Here is an 18,796-nt window from a genome sequence, read left to right as displayed (position 1 = left end):
ACAGGGCCCGAGAACTTCGCATCTCCTACGCTCGCGTCCTGTGGTGCCAAAGACATCCGCCATCCCGCCTGTCGGCGAAGACCCGTGCCGCCGGCTCCGTGAGCAGTGGACAGGATGGGCCGCCGATCCCGGTGTGGTGGATTGGCGGCGGCATACGCGGGATGCGCTTCAGGAGGCTGCAACCGCCCGCTCGGTGGGGGTACCCGCTTCGTACTGGCGGGAGCTGACGGCAAGTTCGACTCGGGAGGTGATCCCTAGCTTGGCGAAGATGGTGGAGAGGTGGAATTGGACGGTGCGCGGCGAAAGGAACAGACGGACGCCGATGTCGGGGTTGGAGCAGCCGTCGGCGACGTAGCCGACGATGGCACGCTCGGTCTCGGTGAGTGCTGCCCATCCGGTCTGCGCGCCGTTGGAAGGCCGACGGCGGATACGGATGCCGGCCGCGGTCAGGCGGTCCTCGACGCGCTGAGCGTCATGGCGGGCACCCAGCCGCTTGTAGAGCAGCAGCGCCTCCCGGAGTGCAGTACGGGCGGCGGCCGTCCGTCCCTGCGCGGCGAGCAGTACGGCGGCGCCTTCCTGGGCATAGGCCTCATACAGCAGACGGCCGGTGTCCTTGAATCCCTGTGCCGCCTGGAGCAGGATCTTAGGTTCCCGGGCGGCGAGACCACGGCTGTAGAGTGCCTCGGCGTGGAGGCTTCCGCCCTCCACGCCGGCTGTCATCTCTCCCAGCTCCTTGGCAACGGAGCGCAGCCGAGCGGTGTCTCCCGCGGCCTCGGCCAGCCTGGCCAAATCCGGGGACATCCGATGGGTCAGGAACCGCCGACCCATACTGTGCAGACCGTTCTCCCAGTCGGCGAAGAGCAAGTGTACGGCCTTGTCCGGCTTTCCCTGGGCTTCCAGGCCCAAGGCTGTGGCCCAGCGGTACAGAAAGGTGTAGGACCCGTTGGCGGGGCTCTCGTCGGGGCTGTCCGCGAGGGCGATGCACGGCTGCGGTTCTCCCCGGTGGAACGCGATGATGGCAGCCTGGCTCCTCAAAGCCGGGAGGAGGCCGAAGTGGTCGACGGTTTCCAGTCCTGCGCTAATTTCTGCGAGTGCATCGTCCCACCGGCCGTCGGTGAAGTGCAGCCGCGCCTTGCCCAGGTGATACCACGTCAGGTAGTCGTGGCCGCCTCGGTCGCAGTCCCGCAAGCCCCGGTCGAAGGCGCTGTGGGCCTCCTGTGAACGGCCCAGTCCCATCAGAGCCAGGCCCCGGACGAAATGCGGAGCCATCTGCAGATCTGGGTCGATCTCCTGGTTGCCCAGCACCGCCAGGGCCTGGTCGGCCAGATCCAGCGCCTCAGCGGCGCATGCCTCGGGTAGACGCATGGCGGCCGACAAGGTCAGGCCGTAGGCAGTGCAGTAGGCGTCGTGGACGAGGTCGCCCGCCGCCAGGGCGCGACGGGCGGCACGGGCGGCGTGCTCGAAGTCGCCTTGGAAGTAGTGGCATTGGGCGGCGAAGGCGTGGAATCTGGCGGCGGCAGGGTCGTCGCCCGACAGTGCCCGGAGTGCCGATTCGGCCGCCTGGGCGGCCTCTTGGAGTCGCCCCTGCCGGTACAGGCTTTGGGCAAGCATCCAGTGCAGTTCAGTGGCCGGCGCCGATCCGTCGGCCTGCCGCACCTGCCGCACCAGTGCCTCGGCGCGGGCTGGCTGCGCCGATCTGAGCAGGGCGCGGACGGTGTGCAGGTGCAGGCAGGTGTGGCGGGGGTCGCCGGGGCTGACAGCGTCCTGTGCCCTGCCGAGCACGTCGGCCGCCGCGGCCGGGGCGCGGAGCACCATGGCCGGTGCCATCTCGACAAGCCGGTCGACGGTTTGGTCGTCGATGGGCAGAGGTACTCGCCGCAGGTAGTCGGCGATCTGCTCGGGCGGCGCTCCGGCCTGCAGCAGTTGCCGGCCGACCTGCAGTTCAAGGGCGCTGCGCAGTCCGCCGGGGATGCTCTCGGCCAGGGCCTGGCGGACGAGGTCGTGACGGAAGGTCAGGCGGGTTCCTGCATCGAGCAGCAGGCCGGCGTCGATGGCGTTCCGGACCGGCTTCCATAGCCGCATGACCGGGGTTTCCACCACCGTCGAGAGGTCCGCAAGGCTCACCTGCGGTCCCATGACAGCAGCCACTTCCAGGAGTTCTCTGGTGCTGGCCGGAAGGTCTGCCAGACGTCCGAGGATTGCCTCCGTCAGTGACTCTGGCAGCGAGGCAGGTTCGGGCCCGCGATCTGCGATCGCAGCGATGCCGCCGGCGATCTCCAGGCGGTTCTGCTGGGCCAGTGCAGCGATCATCTCGGTGATGTACAGCGGATTCCCGGCGGCGGCCGACACGTGCTGAAGGAGCCCGGCAGTCGGCGGTGCACCGGAAAGGCGGGCGACCAGTTCGGCCGTCTCTGCACTGTCGAGCGGCGGCAGCGACAGCACCTGGGTCCAGCGCCCCCTGAGGGCTCTCAGAGCACCTGCCGTGTCCTCTGGGCCCGCAGGCTGGACGGCCGCACACAGCAGCAGTGGCATCTGACCCAGGACTCGCTGGAGGCGGCTGAGCACTATCAGGCTGGAGGCGTCCGCCCAGTCCAGGCCGTCCACCAGTAGGGCGACCGGACCTTGCGCGCACCAGCGGTCCAGCACGGCGAGCACCGCCTCCGCAATGCCGAACTCCCGATCGGCGCCGCTCGCGCCATTGCGGCCGAGGAGCAGGGCCTCGAGGGAGGCCAGTTCGGGGGGCTGCTCGGGACGGTCCGAGGCGAAGCAGGAGCGGAGCACCTGGAAGGGGGTCCGTTGTTCCAGCGCCTCACCGGTGCCACGCAGGACACGAAACCCGGCACTCCGGCACTCGGCGGCCAGCACATCCATGAGGGCGGTCTTGCCGATCCCGGCTTCTCCTTCGAGCAGTACCGAGACGCCGTGCCCGGACTGCGCGCTGGCACGCAGTTCCCGCAGCCTGGCCAGCTCGCCTGCACGCCCTACCAGTGCGGTCGGCCGCACCCGCGAGCGGTACCCGCCATCAATCGGCACGTCGGGTTCCTCCCCTCGGGAGCCGCATGGGCCGCGGTGTCCTCGAGGACTCCCCGGGGTCGTCGACCCCGGTACGGGCATGTCCATGAGGCCGGGTACCCGCCCGGCCGGACGCCCCATATCCAAGCTAATACTTGCTTTTTTAATGTAGGCCTACGGAGAGCCGTCGTCAACGAGGTCGACTCCTCCTTGCACACGGGGACAGGCGGGGATTCCAGGGCCGGTCGGAGCGTCAGGGCGGATCGACATGACAGCCCCCTCCGGCACGCCCGCGCGGGGCATCCTGGCTGCTCCACGTGATGATCCAGCGGCTGCCGCCCCACCCGATGGGCACCACGCCCGCCGGACCCCTGGCGCGCTGTGCGCACCGCACATCCCGCCGCGGCGGGCCGCTCATACGGTGATCGGCATATGCCACCACCAGAGGCGGCGAGACAACGGGAGGGCGCCGGTGAACCGGCTGCGTATGGCCATGGACGTCGGCGGCACGTTCACCGACGTCGTGCTCTACGACGAACGCACAGGCCGGTACCGGGCGGACAAGGTGTCCACCACCCCTGGCGACCTCACCAACGGCATCTTCCGTGCCGTGGGAGCGCTGGCCCCCGCACCTGAAGAAATCACCTTCCTGGTGCACGGCACCACCCAGGGCCTCAACTCCCTGCTACAGCGCCGCGGGGTGCGGGTGCTGCTGCTGGCCACCCGGGGCGTCGCAGACGTCTACCACATCGCCCGCGGGCCGCGTTTGCGCCTGTACGACCTGCACTACCGCAAACCGGTACCGCTGCTGCCGCTGCGCGACATCGTCGAGGTGGGCGGGCGCTTCGACGCGACCGGTACGCAATTGGAGCCGCTGGACGAGGCGGCGGTCCGGGCGGCGGCCCGCCGCTATCGCGCGGATGGTTTCGGCGCCGTCTGCGTCGCCTACCTGTTCAGCCACATCAACCCCGCACACGAGCTACGTACCCGCGAGCTCCTCACCGCCGAGCTCGGGGAAGCCACTACCATCTCGCTCTCGCATGAGACCGCCAACGAATGGCGGGAGTACGAGCGCACCTCCTCCGCGGTCGCCGAGGCCTACATCGGCCCGACCGTGCGCAGCTACCTCGACGGCCTCATCCGCGGTCTGACAGCCCGGGGCGTGCCAGCGCCGCTCCACGTCATGCAGTCCTCCGGTGGTATCACCACCGCCGCCACTGCACGGGACCGCCCGCTGCAGACCCTGCTCTCCGGCCCGGTCGGCGGCACCATGGGCGGGGCCGCCCTGGCCGAGGCAACCGGTCGGCCCCACCTGATCTGCATCGACATGGGCGGCACCTCCTTCGACGTGTCCCTGGTCGTCGACGGCCGACCCGACCTGTCCCCCGAGATCCGCCTGGAAGGCCTGCCGCTGCTGACCAGCGCGGTGAACATCCACACCATCGGCGCCGGCGGCGGCTCGGTGGCCCACCTCACGGCCGGCGGGCTACGCATCGGACCGCAATCAGCGGGCGCCCACCCCGGGCCCGCATGCTACGGCCTGGGCGGAACCTCCGCCACCGTCACGGATGCCAACCTGCTGCTCGGCCGGATCGACGCCGAGCACTACGCCGGCGGCCGCCTGACCCTGCACACCGGCCTCGCCGCACAGGCCGTCACCGACCTCGGCCATAGCCTGGGTCTGGATACCCAGGCTATGGCCGAGGGCATCTGCGACGTCGCCAACGCCAAAATGGCCCAGGCCATCCGTACCCTCACCGTCTCCAGAGGGATCGAACCCCGCACTTTCAGCCTCCTCACCTACGGCGGCGCGGGCCCTATGCACGGTGTGTTCCTGGCCCGCGAACTCGGCATCCGCGAGGTCCTGGTGCCCCGGATGCCGGGCGCCTTCTCCGCCTGGGGGATGCTCGGCACCACCATCCGCCGCGACCTCACCGAGCCCTGCTTCCGGCCCGGCGCCGAACTCGACGGCAACCACCTGGCGCACCGGCTCGCCGCACTGGAGGAGCGGGCCCTGACCGCGCTGGACAGCGAGGGCGTCCCCCGCGCCGACCGGCACGCCGCACACGCCGTCGACATGCGCTACGCCGCCCAGGAATACACCCTCACCGTGCCACTGACCGACGCCGCCGAGCCCGCCCGACCGGGTTTCCTGACGGCCGTCTCCCGGCGCTTCGCCGACCTGCACCACCGCCGCTACGGACATGCCAATCCCAGCGCCCCCGTGGAGTTCACCACCCTGCGCACCACCGCCTTCGGCGACCTCGGCCGGGCACGGCCGGAGCAGCTGCCGCCAGCAGCGCAGGAAGGCTTCTCCCACCGGTTGCACAGGGCCGTCTTCAACGGCAAGGCCCATGAAACGCTGCTGGTGCCGCGCGAGGGCCTGGCCCCGGGGCACCGCTTCACCGGTCCAGCCATCATCGTGGAAGACACCGCCACCACCGTCGTGCCTCCCGGCTACGGCGTCCGAGTGGACGCCTTCGGCTCGCTGGTGATCTCCCCGACCGCTCTCGCCGCCCCCGCATCGACGTTGCCCCTGGAGGAGCAATGACCGGCGCCCCCACCATCGACCCGGTGACCGTCGAAATCGTCCGCAACGCCCTCATCGCGGCGGCGGACGATATGAATGCCACGCTCATGCGGTCCGCCTACACCCCCGTCATCTACGAGTGCGGCGACTGTGTGGTGGCGCTGCTGGACGCCGACCACCAGGTCCTCGGCCAGTCCGCCGGCCTGCCGATCTTCCTGGGCAACCTGGAGAGCTGCACCCGCGCCACCGAGGAGCGCTTCGGCCGCGACGCCTGGCAGCCGGGCGACGTGTGGATCCTCAACGACAGCTACCTGGGCGGCACCCACCTCAACGACGTGACGATCTTCGGCCCGGTCTTCGTCGACGGTGAGCTGGCAGGGTTCACCGCCACCCGGGCACACTGGATCGACGTGGGCTCGAAGGATCCGGGCGGCTCGATGGACTCGGTCAGCATCTTCCAGGAAGGCCTGCGGATAGGACCGCAGAAGCTCCTGGAGGGAGGGCGGCCAGTGGCTGCGCTGATGGACACCATCGCCAGCAACGTCCGCTTCCCCTACCCCACCACGGGTGACATGCAGGCCATGATCGCCACCATCACCACCGGCCAGGTGCGGTTGGAAGAACTGGTGTGCCGCTTCGGCATCGACGTCCTGCGTCGTGCACGGGACGAGATCTTCACCCAGACCGAACGGCTCGAACGCCGGATGGTCCGCGGCATTCCCGACGGGGTCTACACCGCGGAGGGCTACCTGGACAACGACGGCATCGATCTGGCGACACCGGTAGCGGTCCGGCTGCGGATCACGGTACGCGGTGAGGAGATCGAGTTCGACCTCACCGAGTCCGCCGATCAGACCACCGGTCCCATCAACTGCGGCACCGCGCAGGCCGTCGCCGCCTGCCGGGTCGGTTACAAGCTGCTGGTCAGCCCGGACCTGCCCGCGAACGGCGGCTCGTTCCGCCCGCTGAGTGTCAAGGTCCGCGACGGCTCGGTGTTCGGTGCGAAGGCCCCGGCCGCCTGCCAGTGGTACTTCTCCCACCTCGGACTGCTCATCGACCTGGTGGCCAAGGCGCTGGCGCCCGTCTTGCCGGCAACGGTGGCGGCGGCCAGCCACGGCGACTCGATGGTGGTGATGTTCGCAGGCACCGATCCGCGGCACGGCGATCAGTACGTCAGTCTGGAAGCAACCCTGGGCGGCTGGGGCGCCTGGGAGGGATCAGACGGCGAGGACGCCCTGATCAACAATGTGAACGGGTCTTTGAAAGACGTCCCCGTCGAGGTCCTGGAGGCCCGATACCCGCTACGGGTGACCCACTACGGCTTCCGCCCGGACTCCGGTGGCCCCGGTCGCTGGCGTGGGGGCAACGGAGTGGTCCGCGAGTACACCGCGCTGCACGACTGCACGGTCTCCCTGTGGTTCGAACGCTCCGTCACTCCGGCCTGGGGATTGTTCGGCGGACACGCTGCAGCACCTCCCGAGGTTGTGGTCAACGCCGGCCGACCTGGTGAGAAGCGCCTGTTGAAGGCCAACGGGCTGCCGCTGCGCGCCGGCGACACCGTCCGCTGCCTGACCGGCGGCGGCGGCGGATACGGCGACCCCGCACAGCGCGACCATCAGGCAGTGCAGGCGGACATCGCCGACCGGCATCTGTCCGCCCAGCGGGCCCAGTCGTTCCACGGAGTGTGAGACCGCACCATCTGCGCCTCAGGGACGCCCGCCCGCGCCGTCGCCCAGCAGCGCGTAGCACGCCACGTGGAGGGCGAGGCGCTGGTCCGGCGAGTCCAGGTCGACGCCGCAGGCACGGATGCGTTCCAGGCGGCCGAGCATCGTGTTGCGGTGCACTCCCAACCGCGCTGCCGCCTGGCCGGTCGAGCCTGCACAGTCCAGCAGCGCGATCAACGTGCCGATCAGGACGTCCGCTTTCGGGTCCGCGGTGAGGTCGGCCAGAAGGACGCGCGCGGCCGTCGCTATCTCGTCGAGGGGCAGGCAGGCAAGCACCACCTGGAGGCCGAGCTCGCGGTACTGCTCGACGGTTCCTCCCTCGCACCGAGCGGCCACCGCGGCAGCCAGGTCCGCCTCGGTCACCGACCGCCGAAGGCCTTCCAGGCCATCGGCCGCCTGACCGACCCCGGCAGTGAGCGGGATCGGAATGTGCAAAGCGGTCAGGGTCCGCCTGACCATCACAGCGACGTCCTTGGGCTCGGAGTCCTCGTCGGTGAACCACGTCACCCAGCCGTGCGCCGCCGGTACGAGGGGCAGGCGAGGGAAGGCGTCCTGCCACAGGGCGATCAGCCCGGAGTTCGCGGCCTCCCCGGCAAGCGGTGCGCCGTGCGGAGGCCGGAGGCAGACGGCGACGTGCCGCCCATCGATCCGCCAGCCCGCCTCACGTGCGAGGTGTTCGGGCACTCCGCCGGCACCCGGGACGGCCCCGGTGGGCAGAGGCGACACGACGGGGCCGCCGCTGAGGAGGGTCTCCAGCAGAAGCCGGTCCTTGCTGGCACGGTGCACCAGGGTGAGCCGCGCGTGCGCCACGGACAGGGCGAGTGGGGCGCAGGCCAGGCGCAGGATCGTCTCAACCGTCTCCACCCAGCAGCAGGACGCCGTGGCCAGCTGGGCGACCAGGGTGGCCCAGGGCCGGCCGTCGGGCCCAGGGACGGCGACCTGCAGGCGATGCGCGCGGCCGTCGGAGCGGGCGGCGGTGGCCCGGCCGGCCAGCACGTGGCCGTCCTCCGCCACCAGAGCAGCACTGACGCCGGGAACTTCGGTGTTGATCACCCCCAGGATGTCGCGGGCCTTGCGCAGCTCCCCGAACAGGGCCGCGCATCGGGCGGTCAGGTGGGCCCGGGCAGCCTCGGTGTCGGCAATGGTCGCTGCGAGTCCGAGGGCGAGGTCACAGGGGTCGTCCACGAGGAACAGCGGCATGTTCAATCGCTCGGCGAGCTGGGTGGTCGGACCGGTGACCGTGATCCCTTCCGGGGCCACAACACAGGCGGCGTTGCACTCCCAGGCCAGTCTCAGGGCGGATTCCACGGCCCACACGCCATGCGCGGCCGCAGGGTGGACCACCAGGGCGGTGCCCGGCACGCTGCGGCGGGCGTTGTCCAGGGCGGAGAGCAGCGCCACGCCGGAGACCTGCCGGTTCAGGTCCTGGGCACCGCAGGAGCGGCCGCGGCTGAGCGGGCCGAGGCGGACGAGCTCGGCAACCGTCAGGGGGCCGGGGGTGTGATGGCGGCTCATCGGCGGCCTTCCTCGCTCGGGTGGCGGACGGGGAACCCGAAGGCACTCGGCCCTGCCAGCGCCAGGCCTTGGGCGCTGTGCCACCGGGCGTCGGCGGGCACCACGAGAACGTCCACATGGTCGCCGACGGTTGCCTGTTCCAGGCCCACGAGGCGAAGTCGCTGCCGGTCGACAAGGCACAGCACATCCGGCACGGCGGCAGCCACCGCGCCGTCGATCAGGGCCAGTAGCAGTTCGTTCTGCGCCTCCAGGCGAACGGTGCGGCCGTTGTGGCCGGGTTCCTGGACCACGATGCCGGACGGCATGGAGGGATAGTGGCGGGTGCCGACCGTACGGTCGGTACGGCCGACCTCGACGATGCGTCCCCCCGCGAGCACGCGGGCTCCCACTGTGCGGGAGAGGCCGCCGATCAGGGCCGACCGGCCGGACACTGCCGTCAGAAGGCGGCCGACGTCGAGGAGCCGGCCGGTCGACCCTGCGATCGCTGCACGCCTCAACTGCCCGGCGGTGGCTGGGTAGAGAGCGCAGATCATGAAGCCGCCAGAGGCGTCGACAACGCCGCGCAGCAGCCGGTCGGCCCGGGTGGAGCCGGTCTGGAGGACCATCACGTCGCCGGTCTGGCTGCTGGCTGCGAGCGGGGTGACGGGCAGGCCGGCGAGGTGGTACGTGGTCTGGTGGATGAGGGGCAGGACCCGGCCCATGCCGTCGCAGTCGACCAGTGGAAGGCCCAGGGCTGCAGCCGCGGCGATGGGGAACAAGGCGTTGGGTCCTGCAGCGTTGAGTGTGGCGACCGCATCGAGGCGGCGCCCGAGTCGGTCCTCCAGGGCGCGTACAGCGAGGGTGAACTCGTCTCCGAACGGCGGTAGTTCGATCAGTGGGGCGAAACCGCCGACGGCTCCCACGGAGGCGCACAGGGCGTCCTCGGGCAGGCTGTCGATACTGATCAGCGGCACGGGGCCGTGGCGACGAAGCAGTTCGCCCGTGCACAGGGTGACGCCGTCGATGCCAGAGGCGCCCATTGCCGAACACAGCAGTTGGTTGCCGGCAGTCATGGCCGGCAGGTCCTCGGCGGACAACAGGTGCATCGGCTCGGCGCGCAGGGGTGTGGCGGCCGTGGTCATCGGGCGGCTCCTGCTCGGGCGTGGGCCGCGGCACGGACCTGCAGCCGGTAGATGCTCAGGTAGCCGACGGGGCTGGCAACCGATCTGACGATGCGTTCGGTTCCGGGGCCGTCGGCGGCGACCAGGGTGAGGGCGCGCTGTTCGGCCTGGGACTGGATGCGGTCGAGTTCTTCGGGGGCCGTGACAGGTACCAGCAGGTCCAGCCAGGCGCTGGGTTGGGTGCAGGCGGCGCCGAGTGCGGCTAGGTCGGTCTCGGGGCGGACGAGGGTAGTGCCGTGCGCGAGGGCTTGGAGGAGGTGGTGGGCGGGGACGGTGGCTGCCTCGTCGAGGACGGCCACCACGTCGATCGGGTCCTCGGTTCGGTCATGGAGCCAGGTCTCGGTCGAGGCGGGTCCCGTCTGGTGTACGACGACGGCGGCCTGTGGAAGGGTCAGCTGGGCGTCGAGGTTGCCGGGCAGGTCCGCTTCGACGTGTGGCAGCCCGTCGTCGGTTCGGCCGGTGGTGATCGTGTGGGCGCTGACGAGGGCGACGTGCGCACCGCTGCGGCCTGCCATGGCGGAGGCGCCGATCAGGGTGGTCGCGGTGCTCGCGGCCAGTCCCAGGACGGGCAGCCACCGTAGCCGCTTGCCGGGGATGCGGCCGCCGTCGCCGCCGGCGAACCAGCAGGACGCTGCGGGCAGGACGCGGCCGACCGCGTGCTCGCACCGGTCGATGAGGTCGGCCACCACGTCGAAGAGGGCGGCGTTGACGACCGTAGTCGCCTCGCGTTCGAGCAGTCCAAGGCCCCCGACCTCGTGGGACAGGCACAGCCGCAGGTGGGGGAACTCTTCCAGCAGTCGAGCGGCGATGGTCTGCTCGTGATCGGTGCAGGCTCCCGCACCGGTGGCGGTGATCGCCAGGGTGGTGAGGCCGGCGGCCTGGGCTCTGAGGGCGCAGTCGCGGGCCGCCGCGACGTCGAGTGGGGCGAGTTCGGTTCCGAAGAGGTCGTGGCCGCCCGCGGCGGTGCCGCGCCAGGTGGCCAGTGCAGTGACAAGCGGAGAGGGGTGGGTAGCGCGGGCAGCGCTCTGCGGAACGCGAGGGACGACACGCAGCGCAGCCACCGGACTGGCAGGAGGCCGCAGGTGGGCGCCGGGCGTTGTGGGCGGTGGAGCGAGAGAGGTCTCCAGGAGGTCCGAGATGTCCCAGGTGACCGAGTCGATGGGGTCCGCCGGGTGCCGGCCGGTGCCGGCAAGAGGGCGGAGCAGGTCGGTCAGGGGTTCGCCGTGGGTGTGTGGCGAGGACGTGGCGGCCACCACGCGTGGGCCGTCCGCGAGGACGGCGTGCATTCCGGTGGTGTCCAGCCGGACGCCGATCCGCATGGGGGCCTTTCTGCCGGGGCCTCCGGCTTGCCGGGGGCGATTTCTGGGATGGGTACGCTCAGGAGGGACGTCTGAGGGCTTGGTCGGCGCCGACCGCGGCAAGGACGAGCAGGCCTTGCACGACCTGTTCGTAGGTGGTGTTCCAGCCCAGGAGGTTGAAGCCGTTGCCGATCAGGGTGAGGACGGCGACTCCGGCCAGGGCCCGCCAGATCGTGCCTTCTCCACCGAGGACGCTGGTGCCCCCGATGACGGCGGCGGCGATCGCCGTGAGCTCCATGAGCGGTGCCATGCCGGCCTGGGCTGACCCGCCGCGTGCGGCCAAAACCAGTCCGGCCAGGGCCGCGCAGCCGCCGCTGAGGGCAAGCGCAACCGTGCGGACCAGGTTGATCCGGATGCCGGAGAGGCGCGCGGCCTCGGCGTTGCCTCCGACAGCGTAGAGGCGGCGGCCGAGAACCGTGCCGGCGAGGAGCAGCGAGCACAGGAGGGCGACGAGCGGGAACAGCATGGCCGAAGCGGTGACGCCGCCGGGAAGCAGGGGGCCGGCGAGGGTCTGCAAGGCGGCCGCTTGGCCGGTGCCGGGGTAGATGATGGCTCCGCCGGTGGCGATCAGGGCGAGTCCGCGGTGGACGATGCTGAGAGCGAGGGTGCCGATGAAGGAATGCACGCGGAGGCGGGTGACGATCAGCCCGTTGAGTGCCCCTACCAGGACGCCGGTGGTCAGGCCGGCCAGGGCGCCGGCGGGTATGCCCAGCGTTCGGGTGGCAGCCACGGCGACGACGGCGGACAGGGCGAGAACGGCACTCATCGACAGGTCGAACACACCGGTGACGAGGCACAGGGTCGCGCCGCACGTCAGCAGGCCGGGGATTGCGGCCTGGTCGAGGAGGTTGGCCAGGTTCGCGGTGGTGAGGAAGGTATCGGTCGACAGGGCGAGGACGGTCGCGAGCGCCAGCGCGACCAGAACGATGCCGTGGTCGCGCAGCAGGGGTGAACGCCATGGGTGGCGGCGTCCGGCATGGGGGGCGTCCGTGGCGCTGGAGGTCACCATGGCGTGGCCTCGTGCGGCGGTTCGTCGGCGTACAGGAGTGTGTCCAGGTGGGCTCGGTCCGTCGCTGCCGTGGAGACGGCCGCGGTGATCCGGCCTTCCTTCATCACGAGCACGCGGTGGGCGAGGGCGAGGAGTTCGTCGGGGTCCAAGGAGGCGATCAGGATCGCTGTCCCTTGGCCGGCCAGGTCGGTGAGCAGGGTGTGGATGCGGGACCTGGCTGCAAGATCGACACCGCGGGTGGGCTCGTCGACGAGGAGGATGGCAGGCGCGCGCAGCAGCCACTTGCCGAAGACGGTCTTCTGCTGATTGCCGCCCGAGAGGGTCCACAGCGGGCTGTCGCACGTCGCTCCGGTCAGGGCGACGGTGTGGGCGGCGGCGAGGGTGGCGGCCCGTTCGGCGCGCAGCCGCAGCAGTCCGGCCCGCTGACGGGCGCCGAGGCTGGGGAGGGCGAGGTTCTCACGGACCGTGCGGGCGGCTACCAACCCCTCTTCCGCTCTGGAGTGGGGCACCAGGGCGAGTCCGGCGCGGATCGCGTGGTGGGGCGAGCCGGGCCGTACGGTGCGTCCGAAGGCCTGGATGGTGCCCGCACGGCAACAGTCGGCGCCGAAGAGGGCGCGCAGCAGCCGGGTCCGTCCGCTGCCGCGGAGGCCCGCGAGGCCGACGATCTCTCCCGCCCGGATCTGGAGGTCGATGGTGCCGGGCGCGCCGGGAAGGCGCAGCCCGCCCACCGACAGGGCCAACGGTGCGTGGGCGGACACGGGGGCGGGGGGCGGGCCGGGGCAGGGGGTGGGCGCACCGGTGAGGTGGCGTGCAAGGCTGTGCGGCGTGTGCTGGGAGACGGGGTCGGTGAGGACGTGTCGGCCATCGCGCAGGACCGTGACGGTGTCGCAGCCGGCGAAGAGGTCGTCAAGGCGGTGGGTGGTCAGCGCTACCGCGACTCCGCTGTCGGCCAGTCTTCTGGCCAGGTCGAGCAGGCGTTGCCGGTCGGTGGCGGCGAGCAGGGCGGTGGGCTCGTCCATGGCAAGGATCCGCAGGCCGCCGGCGAGCGCACGCAGGATCTCTACCCGTTGCCGGTCGGCGAGAGACAGGTCGCTGACGGGGGTGTCTGCGGGGATGGTGAACCCCGTCTCGGTGAACAGCCGGGCGAGGCGCTTGTGGTCGTCGCGGGGGGCGCGAATGCCGAGGCGGTGTGCCCAGCGACCGAGCAGGACGTTGTCCCGGATGCTCAGCGCGGTTGCCAGGAGAGGTTCTTGGTGGATGAGGGCGATCTGGTGGTGACGCGAACAGCGGGGGTCTCCCGTGGGCAGTTCCCGGCCGTCGAGCAGGAGGCGGCCCGCGGCGAGAGGCAGCTCGCCGGTCAGGGCTCGCAGGAGTGTGGTCTTGCCGGCACCGTTTCCGCCGACCAGGCCGTGGACCCTGCCCGGACGCAGGGTGAGGGAGATGTCGTGGAGGACCGAAACGGGACCGTAGCGGACGTGGACGGCTTCGGCGCGTAGCCCGGCGCTTTCGCGTGGGCGCCGCCCGGGCGAGGGGGCGGGCCCCTGTCCGGGCGGCGTGTGGGCCGGGTGCGGCGGTGTCACTCGTCGTACTCGCCGGTGATGTTCTTGAGGGTATCGGCTGTCCCCACGGCTCCGGGCACGCCGAGGTCGGTGGCCTTGTTGGCCGGGTTCACGGGCTTGCCCAGGGCCTTGTCGAGTCCGAGTTCGGCGGCCTTGGCGCCCATGGTCGTGGGAGGAACGTAGTAGGCGGCGAACCAGCGTTGCTGCTTCACGGCGTCGACGGCCTGCTTGGAGGCGCCGTTGGCGATGAAGGCGATCGACTTTCCGGCTGTGACGGCCTGCGCGCCGGCGATGGCCTGAGAGGATCCGATCACGACGTCCAGGTCCGGGTGGGCCTGGAGGATGTCCTGCATCGCCTGCCGGCCCGTCTGCTGGGTGTATCCGCCTTCGGCGTCGGCCGTCAGGCTGATGTCCGGGCCGGCCGCCCGGAGTGCGCTCTGGACGGCTTTGGTACGCGCGTTGTCCAGGGGGAGGGCCGTCATGCCTTCGAGGTAGGCGATCTTGCAGGGGTGGAGGTTCTTCGCGTGGCAGGCCCGGATGCCCAGTTCGGCCAGGGTCCGGCCGTTGCTGGTGGGCACGTCGACGAGGGTGATAGTGCCGGGGATCTGCGGGTCGGCGGTGTCGTAGCGGCTGCCGAGGGGGGTGAACTCGGCGACCACCGGGATGCCCGCGGCCACGGCGGCGGTGACGGCAGGCTGGACGACAGTGCCGTCGTTGGCCTGGACGATGAAGACGTCGTAGGTCTTGGCCGTGACGGCGTCCTGGATCTGCCGGGCTTGAGCCTGAGCGTCGAAGTTCCCGTCGAGGAAGTCCGCGCGGGCGCCGTGCGCCTTGGCGTAGTGGTCAATGCCGGTGAACGTCGCCACGGCAAAGGAGTTGGCCTTGGCGAATCCGAAGAACGCTATGCGCTTTGGCGCGGGGGCGGAGTCCTGCGTGGCCGGGGACTGAGAAGTGCAGCCCGTACCCACCGCAGCGAGCAGCAGCACGCCCGCCGCGTTCGCTCTTCCGATCCTTCGCCTCGCCATGTGCTTCTCCCGAGCTTGAGTGGGGTGCCTGTCCCCCGCATCGGGTGGACGGCTCTGCCGAGCGCGGAGCCCGTTCGCCTGTGCAAGCCGCCTGGTGCCGGTCGGACGACCTGGGCGTCTTGTGGAGCACGTGGTGGACCGCGGCGGATATGTCGGGGTGTGAAGGCGATGACGGGCTCAGGGCTTTCACGCCCTGCGCCATGATCGAACTTACCGGCAGGCAGGCCCGCTGACGTGGGTCCACGGGTTCAATTTGCCCTTTTGATAGGGCGCTTGATAGCTGGTCAGCAAACCTGCAAAGCGCTCCGCGGCAGAGGTCGTGCATGCATTTCGCCAAGGCAGTTCAGCGGACTTCGAGCGAGCACGGCACGTCTCTGTGCCGTCGACACAGTGCCTGCGACGCCGGGTGTGCATCGGGCCCACAGCTGCGGCCGGCGGCTGGTCTACCGTGCTGCGAGTACTCACGACACCCGGCTCTGCGGCACTGCGGCCTCACTGGCCCTCATTGTGCGCGCGGGGAGCAGTGGGCTTTCGGAGACCTGTGTGGCGTGCGATTCGGGCTTCTGGACCCGCCGACGGGCCTCGAGGACCAGGAAAGGGAGAACGGATATGCCAGTTGCGGCCCTCCACCCCAGGGCATGCGGAGCGCCGCGCCCTGCGTGCTGCAGCACCGCCTCGAGCCGCTGCGCTCCGGGGAGTGCGACGCACCGCATGCTCTTCTCGCCGATACCTCGCGAGGCCGGCCGGGTCCGCCGGCACCTGCGCAGCTGCGTGGCAGCACTGTCCGGCGCCGATCGGCTGCCGCTGGAGGACGCGGAGCTGGTCGTCACCGAGATCTTCAGCAACGCGGTCACGCACGCCGCCCATGCAGGCGCGCCGCTGATGGTGGTGGTGCAGGAGCGAAGGCTCGCGCTCCGCCTCGAGGTGCACGATCCGGACCCTTTCATGGGCGCACAGAGCTGTCCGACCGAGCTGGCGCAGTCGGGGCGGGGGCTCCTTCTGGTCGCCTCGCTGTCGCGCTCCTGGGGGGTGTTGCCGTCGGCCTGCGGGAAGCTGGTCTTCTCCGAGTTGCCGTCTCGGACCACTTGACCCACCACCGCCCGTGAGGGCCCAGAGGATGGTGCACGGCAGGCTGGCGGAACGTCAACTGTGTTGTGGAGCAGGCACAGTGGCTGACTCGCTTGGCAGGCGGGCCCCATTCGCTGGGTCCTCGGATTCATTGTCGCGCCCATTTCCGGCAGTTCTCCCGGATCCCGCTTGACACCCGCGAACGGGTGATCACAATCTGTGCCAAGAGCCTGGCCGAACGGGCCTGCGTTCTTGTCCGTGCCGTGAGTCGCGCGGCTCGCCCGACACCCCTGGGCGACGCGCTGCGGCTGCTGCCTGTGCGGCCTTGCAAGTCGATGGCCGTGGCGCGGGCGCGCGCCTTCTCATGTCACCTTCGCCCGTCTCCGGTGCCGGAGAGGGCTGTTCTCCGTTCGCCGACGCGTCGGCGCATCCCGTCGCCTCTCGGGCACGGGGGCGCTCGCATTCGGGCCCGGCCCACCGGTCGCGGTCCTCCGTAACAAGCGATGGAAGGGCCGATCCCATGGCCGAACCGGGATGGCGCGGCCGCGGCCGCCGCCCCATGTCGACACGTGCGCCCGCTCGCACGGACCCGGACCGAGGCCTCGTGGCGCTCGCCGTTCCGCAGCATCCGCCGCGCGCCCGGCAGGACCTCGGCGCGAACCTTGACTTGGGCCTTCCGACGGCTCCGTTACTGACGACCTGGCGCCTTCTCCCGGACGGGACAGCACAGATCAGGCTTGCCGGCGAGCTCGACCTGGCCACGGTCGCTGCGCTGGACCAGGTGGTCGGTGAATGCCTGGCCTGCCAGCCGCGCGAACTGGACATCGACGTGGCCTCCCTCGCCTTCTGCGACGTTCTGGGCATCCATGCCTTCCTGCGCGCACGGCGTTCTGCACTCGCCGCATCGGCTGCGTTCCGCCTGTCCCGTCCGCGCGGCCAGTTGGTGCGCGTCGCCGTCGCAGCAGGGGTCGCCGATCTCATCACGCCTGACCCCCTCCGGTGAACCGGCCGCTGGAGGCCGGCCCGCAGCTGCACCAACTGCGACACATCAAGGAGATTTGGTGCGTTTCATTGCCATTTGCGCGTTTGGGCCGGGATCGGGATATGCTCCGAATACCGCAGCTCCGCAGGTCAGTTGACTCAGGCTCGCTCTGGCAGCTGTGACCAGATGCGCGGCAAGGCGGGGCGGCCCCGTTGCGCCCCCTCGCTCGGCCCACTCTGCTCCACATTCGTGCTCGCCACTGCTGGGGGCACCGTGCGCAGACGCTTTCCTTTGGATGCACCTGCCTCTCGACCGCGCTGTCTCGGCGGCTAGCAGGCAGGTGCCCGGCTTTTGTGTCCCAGAACGTCTCACCCCCCGAGGATGTCGATGCCCGGTCGTGGCAGATCTCCGTCCGGATCCGGACGGCCCGTTCCCACCCTTCCATGGATGTTGCCGCCCGCAGCCGTGGCCGTGTGCACCGCTGTGGCGACCTCCGTGGTCGACGCAGCCGCCCGCGTGCCGCTGGGTCTCAGCGGTGGGGCTGCGACGGCGGCCGCGGCCCTGATGTCCGTGCAGACCGTACGAAGGGGCCGCGCGATTGCCGCCCTGGAGGAGCGGTGCGCGGCACAGGAGTCGAGCTTCGCCCAGCGGCTGACCCTCCACCGCAGCGCGGCCCTGAGTCTGGCACGGGTTCTGCTGCCCCAGGCCGTGGGTCGGCTCCAGCAGGGGTACCTGGCCGACGAGGTGCTTGCGCACACGTCCTACCCTGCGGGGCTCGACCCGGAGTTCAAAGCCGCGCAGGAGGAAGTACTGCACCTGGTGGTGGAGGCGGTCCAGGCCGAGGAGGAACTGCGGGACTCCTCCCGAAGGGCATTCGTGAACGTCGCACGCCGGGTGCAGGCCATCGTGCACCAGCAGGCCCGCGACGTACGGGAGATGGAAGATCGGCACGGCGAGGACAACGAGGTCTTCGGAGACCTGCTGCACCTGGACCACGGGACGGCCCTGATCGGTCGGCTCGCGGACAGCATCGCAGTCCTGGGCGGCGCCAGGCCGGGCCGGCAGTGGCCCCAGGACGTCCCGCTGTTCGGCGTCCTTCGCGGGGCGATGTCACGGATCCTGGACTACCGCAGGGTGGAGATCCACTCAGTGGTCGACCTCGCCGTCGTGGGTTCGGCGGTCGAGCCGCTCATCCATGCGATCGCCGAGCTGCTGGACAACGCCACCCGGTACTCGCCGCCGCTCACGCGCGTCCACCTGACTGCCGTCCAGGTCCAGTCGGGTGTAGCGGTCGAGATCGAGGACGGCGGGGTCGGACTGAGCGAGGAGGCCCGGGTCCGGGCCGAGCAGGTGCTCTCGCAGTCCTCGCTGGGTCTGGACCTGAACGACCTCGGGGAGAACCCGCGCCTCGGGCTGTCCGTGGTCGGCCGGCTGGCCCAGGCCAACGGCTTCCAGGTGTCCCTGCGGCCTTCTGCCTACGGCGGGGTGAGGGCGGTCCTTATCGTTCCCCAGGAGCTGATCACCGCGGGCATGGTCTCGGCCGACGCGCCTCCCGCCGCACCGGCACCCACGCCGGCGCCGAGCGCCACGCCACGGCAGCCCGGGATCGCGCCGCCGCAGGCCTCGGTCGAACGCAACGGCCGCGGGCTGCCGCAGCGCCGTCGGCGAATCACCGCAGGCCCGGACCTGCACAGTGCCGTGCCGCCACAGTCCCCGCCCGCCCAAGCGGTCGAGCCGGGACTGTGGTTGAACGACTTCCTCCAGGGCGACGCGGGCGAAGAGCGCTCGGCGGCCGCCTTCGACTTCGATGACGATCTGTCAGGCAAGGGCGGGCTGCGGTGAACCAGACGCGTT

General features: G+C 70.8%; 12 protein-coding genes and 1 pseudogene. 5 read left to right on the top strand and 8 right to left on the bottom strand.

What is annotated here, in order from left to right; genetic code table 11:
* Positions 1–168: 168 nt before the first annotated feature.
* Positions 169–3,033, bottom strand: a complete 2,865-nt coding sequence (locus tag ACFV0G_RS00185; RefSeq protein ID WP_380538961.1) for an AAA family ATPase — start codon at positions 3,031–3,033, stop codon at positions 169–171.
* A 451-nt stretch (positions 3,034–3,484) separates the two neighbouring features.
* Between ACFV0G_RS00185 and ACFV0G_RS00180 the strand changes: the two genes are divergently transcribed.
* Positions 3,485–5,563 (top strand): hydantoinase/oxoprolinase family protein, encoded by a 2,079-nt coding sequence (locus tag ACFV0G_RS00180; RefSeq protein ID WP_380538958.1) that lies wholly within the window; start codon positions 3,485–3,487, stop codon positions 5,561–5,563.
* Positions 5,560–7,230 carry a hydantoinase B/oxoprolinase family protein gene (locus tag ACFV0G_RS00175; protein WP_380538955.1) on the top strand — a complete coding sequence of 557 codons (1,671 nt, stop codon included), beginning with the start codon at positions 5,560–5,562 and terminating at the stop codon, positions 7,228–7,230. The genes ACFV0G_RS00180 and ACFV0G_RS00175 overlap by 4 nt, the downstream gene beginning before the upstream one ends.
* Before the next feature lie 18 nt (positions 7,231–7,248).
* Here the strand turns inward: ACFV0G_RS00175 and ACFV0G_RS00170 are convergent, their stop codons facing one another.
* The 7 genes and pseudogenes from ACFV0G_RS00170 to ACFV0G_RS00140 form a co-directional block, all read right to left on the bottom strand.
* Positions 7,249–8,781: a PucR family transcriptional regulator gene (locus ACFV0G_RS00170; RefSeq protein WP_380538952.1), complete on the bottom strand. Its 1,533-nt coding sequence runs from the start codon at positions 8,779–8,781 to the stop codon at positions 7,249–7,251.
* A complete protein-coding gene (locus ACFV0G_RS00165) occupies positions 8,778–9,902 on the bottom strand; it encodes a DUF917 domain-containing protein (protein WP_380538950.1) in 1,125 nt (374 codons plus the stop codon). The genes ACFV0G_RS00170 and ACFV0G_RS00165 overlap by 4 nt, the downstream gene beginning before the upstream one ends.
* Positions 9,899–11,260 (bottom strand): hypothetical protein, encoded by a 1,362-nt coding sequence (locus ACFV0G_RS00160; RefSeq protein ID WP_380538947.1) that lies wholly within the window; start codon positions 11,258–11,260, stop codon positions 9,899–9,901. Before ACFV0G_RS00160 ends, ACFV0G_RS00165 begins: the two co-directional genes overlap by 4 nt.
* 58 nt (positions 11,261–11,318) lie before the next feature.
* Complete coding sequence (locus ACFV0G_RS00155) at positions 11,319–12,308, bottom strand: ABC transporter permease (RefSeq protein ID WP_380538944.1); 990 nt, start codon at positions 12,306–12,308, stop codon at positions 11,319–11,321.
* Positions 12,302–13,327 carry an ATP-binding cassette domain-containing protein gene (locus ACFV0G_RS00150; RefSeq protein ID WP_380539183.1) on the bottom strand — a complete coding sequence of 342 codons (1,026 nt, stop codon included), beginning with the start codon at positions 13,325–13,327 and terminating at the stop codon, positions 12,302–12,304. Before ACFV0G_RS00150 ends, ACFV0G_RS00155 begins: the two co-directional genes overlap by 7 nt.
* A 42-nt stretch (positions 13,328–13,369) precedes the next feature.
* Positions 13,370–13,888, bottom strand: a pseudogene (locus ACFV0G_RS00145) (ATP-binding cassette domain-containing protein); the annotation flags it as partial.
* On the bottom strand, positions 13,885–14,892 hold the full coding sequence (locus ACFV0G_RS00140) for a sugar ABC transporter substrate-binding protein (RefSeq protein ID WP_380538941.1): 1,008 nt from the start codon (positions 14,890–14,892) through the stop codon (positions 13,885–13,887). The pseudogene ACFV0G_RS00145 and the gene ACFV0G_RS00140, both read right to left, overlap by 4 nt.
* A gap of 711 nt (positions 14,893–15,603) precedes the next feature.
* On the opposite strand from ACFV0G_RS00140, the gene ACFV0G_RS00135 reads away from it, so the two are divergent.
* The 3 genes from ACFV0G_RS00135 (at position 15,604) to ACFV0G_RS00125 (ending at position 18,784) form a co-directional block, all read left to right on the top strand.
* Positions 15,604–15,981 carry an ATP-binding protein gene (locus ACFV0G_RS00135; protein ID WP_380538938.1) on the top strand — a complete coding sequence of 126 codons (378 nt, stop codon included), beginning with the start codon at positions 15,604–15,606 and terminating at the stop codon, positions 15,979–15,981.
* 583 nt (positions 15,982–16,564) lie between these two features.
* A complete protein-coding gene (locus ACFV0G_RS00130; RefSeq protein WP_380538935.1) occupies positions 16,565–16,963 on the top strand; it encodes an STAS domain-containing protein in 399 nt (132 codons plus the stop codon).
* Between the two features lie 426 nt (positions 16,964–17,389).
* Positions 17,390–18,784: a sensor histidine kinase gene (locus tag ACFV0G_RS00125; RefSeq protein ID WP_380538932.1), complete on the top strand. Its 1,395-nt coding sequence runs from the start codon at positions 17,390–17,392 to the stop codon at positions 18,782–18,784.
* Positions 18,785–18,796 lie beyond the last annotated feature (12 nt).

This window comes from Kitasatospora sp. NPDC059571, from assembly GCF_042735675.1.
Classification (GTDB): domain Bacteria; phylum Actinomycetota; class Actinomycetes; order Streptomycetales; family Streptomycetaceae; genus Kitasatospora.
Note: the sequence above shows the minus strand (reverse complement) of the source record. Positions and strands in the feature narration are given on the sequence as shown.

Coding starts and splice junctions, on each gene's coding strand:
- ACFV0G_RS00160 (WP_380538947.1), bottom strand. CDS start 11,260: ATGCGGATCGGCGTCCGGCTGGACACCACCGGAATGCACGCCGTCCTC.
- ACFV0G_RS00175 (WP_380538955.1), top strand. CDS start 5,560: ATGACCGGCGCCCCCACCATCGACCCGGTGACCGTCGAAATCGTCCGC.
- ACFV0G_RS00135 (WP_380538938.1), top strand. CDS start 15,604: ATGCTCTTCTCGCCGATACCTCGCGAGGCCGGCCGGGTCCGCCGGCAC.
- ACFV0G_RS00150 (WP_380539183.1), bottom strand. CDS start 13,327: ATGGACGAGCCCACCGCCCTGCTCGCCGCCACCGACCGGCAACGCCTG.
- ACFV0G_RS00165 (WP_380538950.1), bottom strand. CDS start 9,902: ATGACCACGGCCGCCACACCCCTGCGCGCCGAGCCGATGCACCTGTTG.
- ACFV0G_RS00140 (WP_380538941.1), bottom strand. CDS start 14,892: ATGGCGAGGCGAAGGATCGGAAGAGCGAACGCGGCGGGCGTGCTGCTG.
- ACFV0G_RS00125 (WP_380538932.1), top strand. CDS start 17,390: ATGTTGCCGCCCGCAGCCGTGGCCGTGTGCACCGCTGTGGCGACCTCC.
- ACFV0G_RS00155 (WP_380538944.1), bottom strand. CDS start 12,308: ATGGTGACCTCCAGCGCCACGGACGCCCCCCATGCCGGACGCCGCCAC.
- ACFV0G_RS00170 (WP_380538952.1), bottom strand. CDS start 8,781: ATGAGCCGCCATCACACCCCCGGCCCCCTGACGGTTGCCGAGCTCGTC.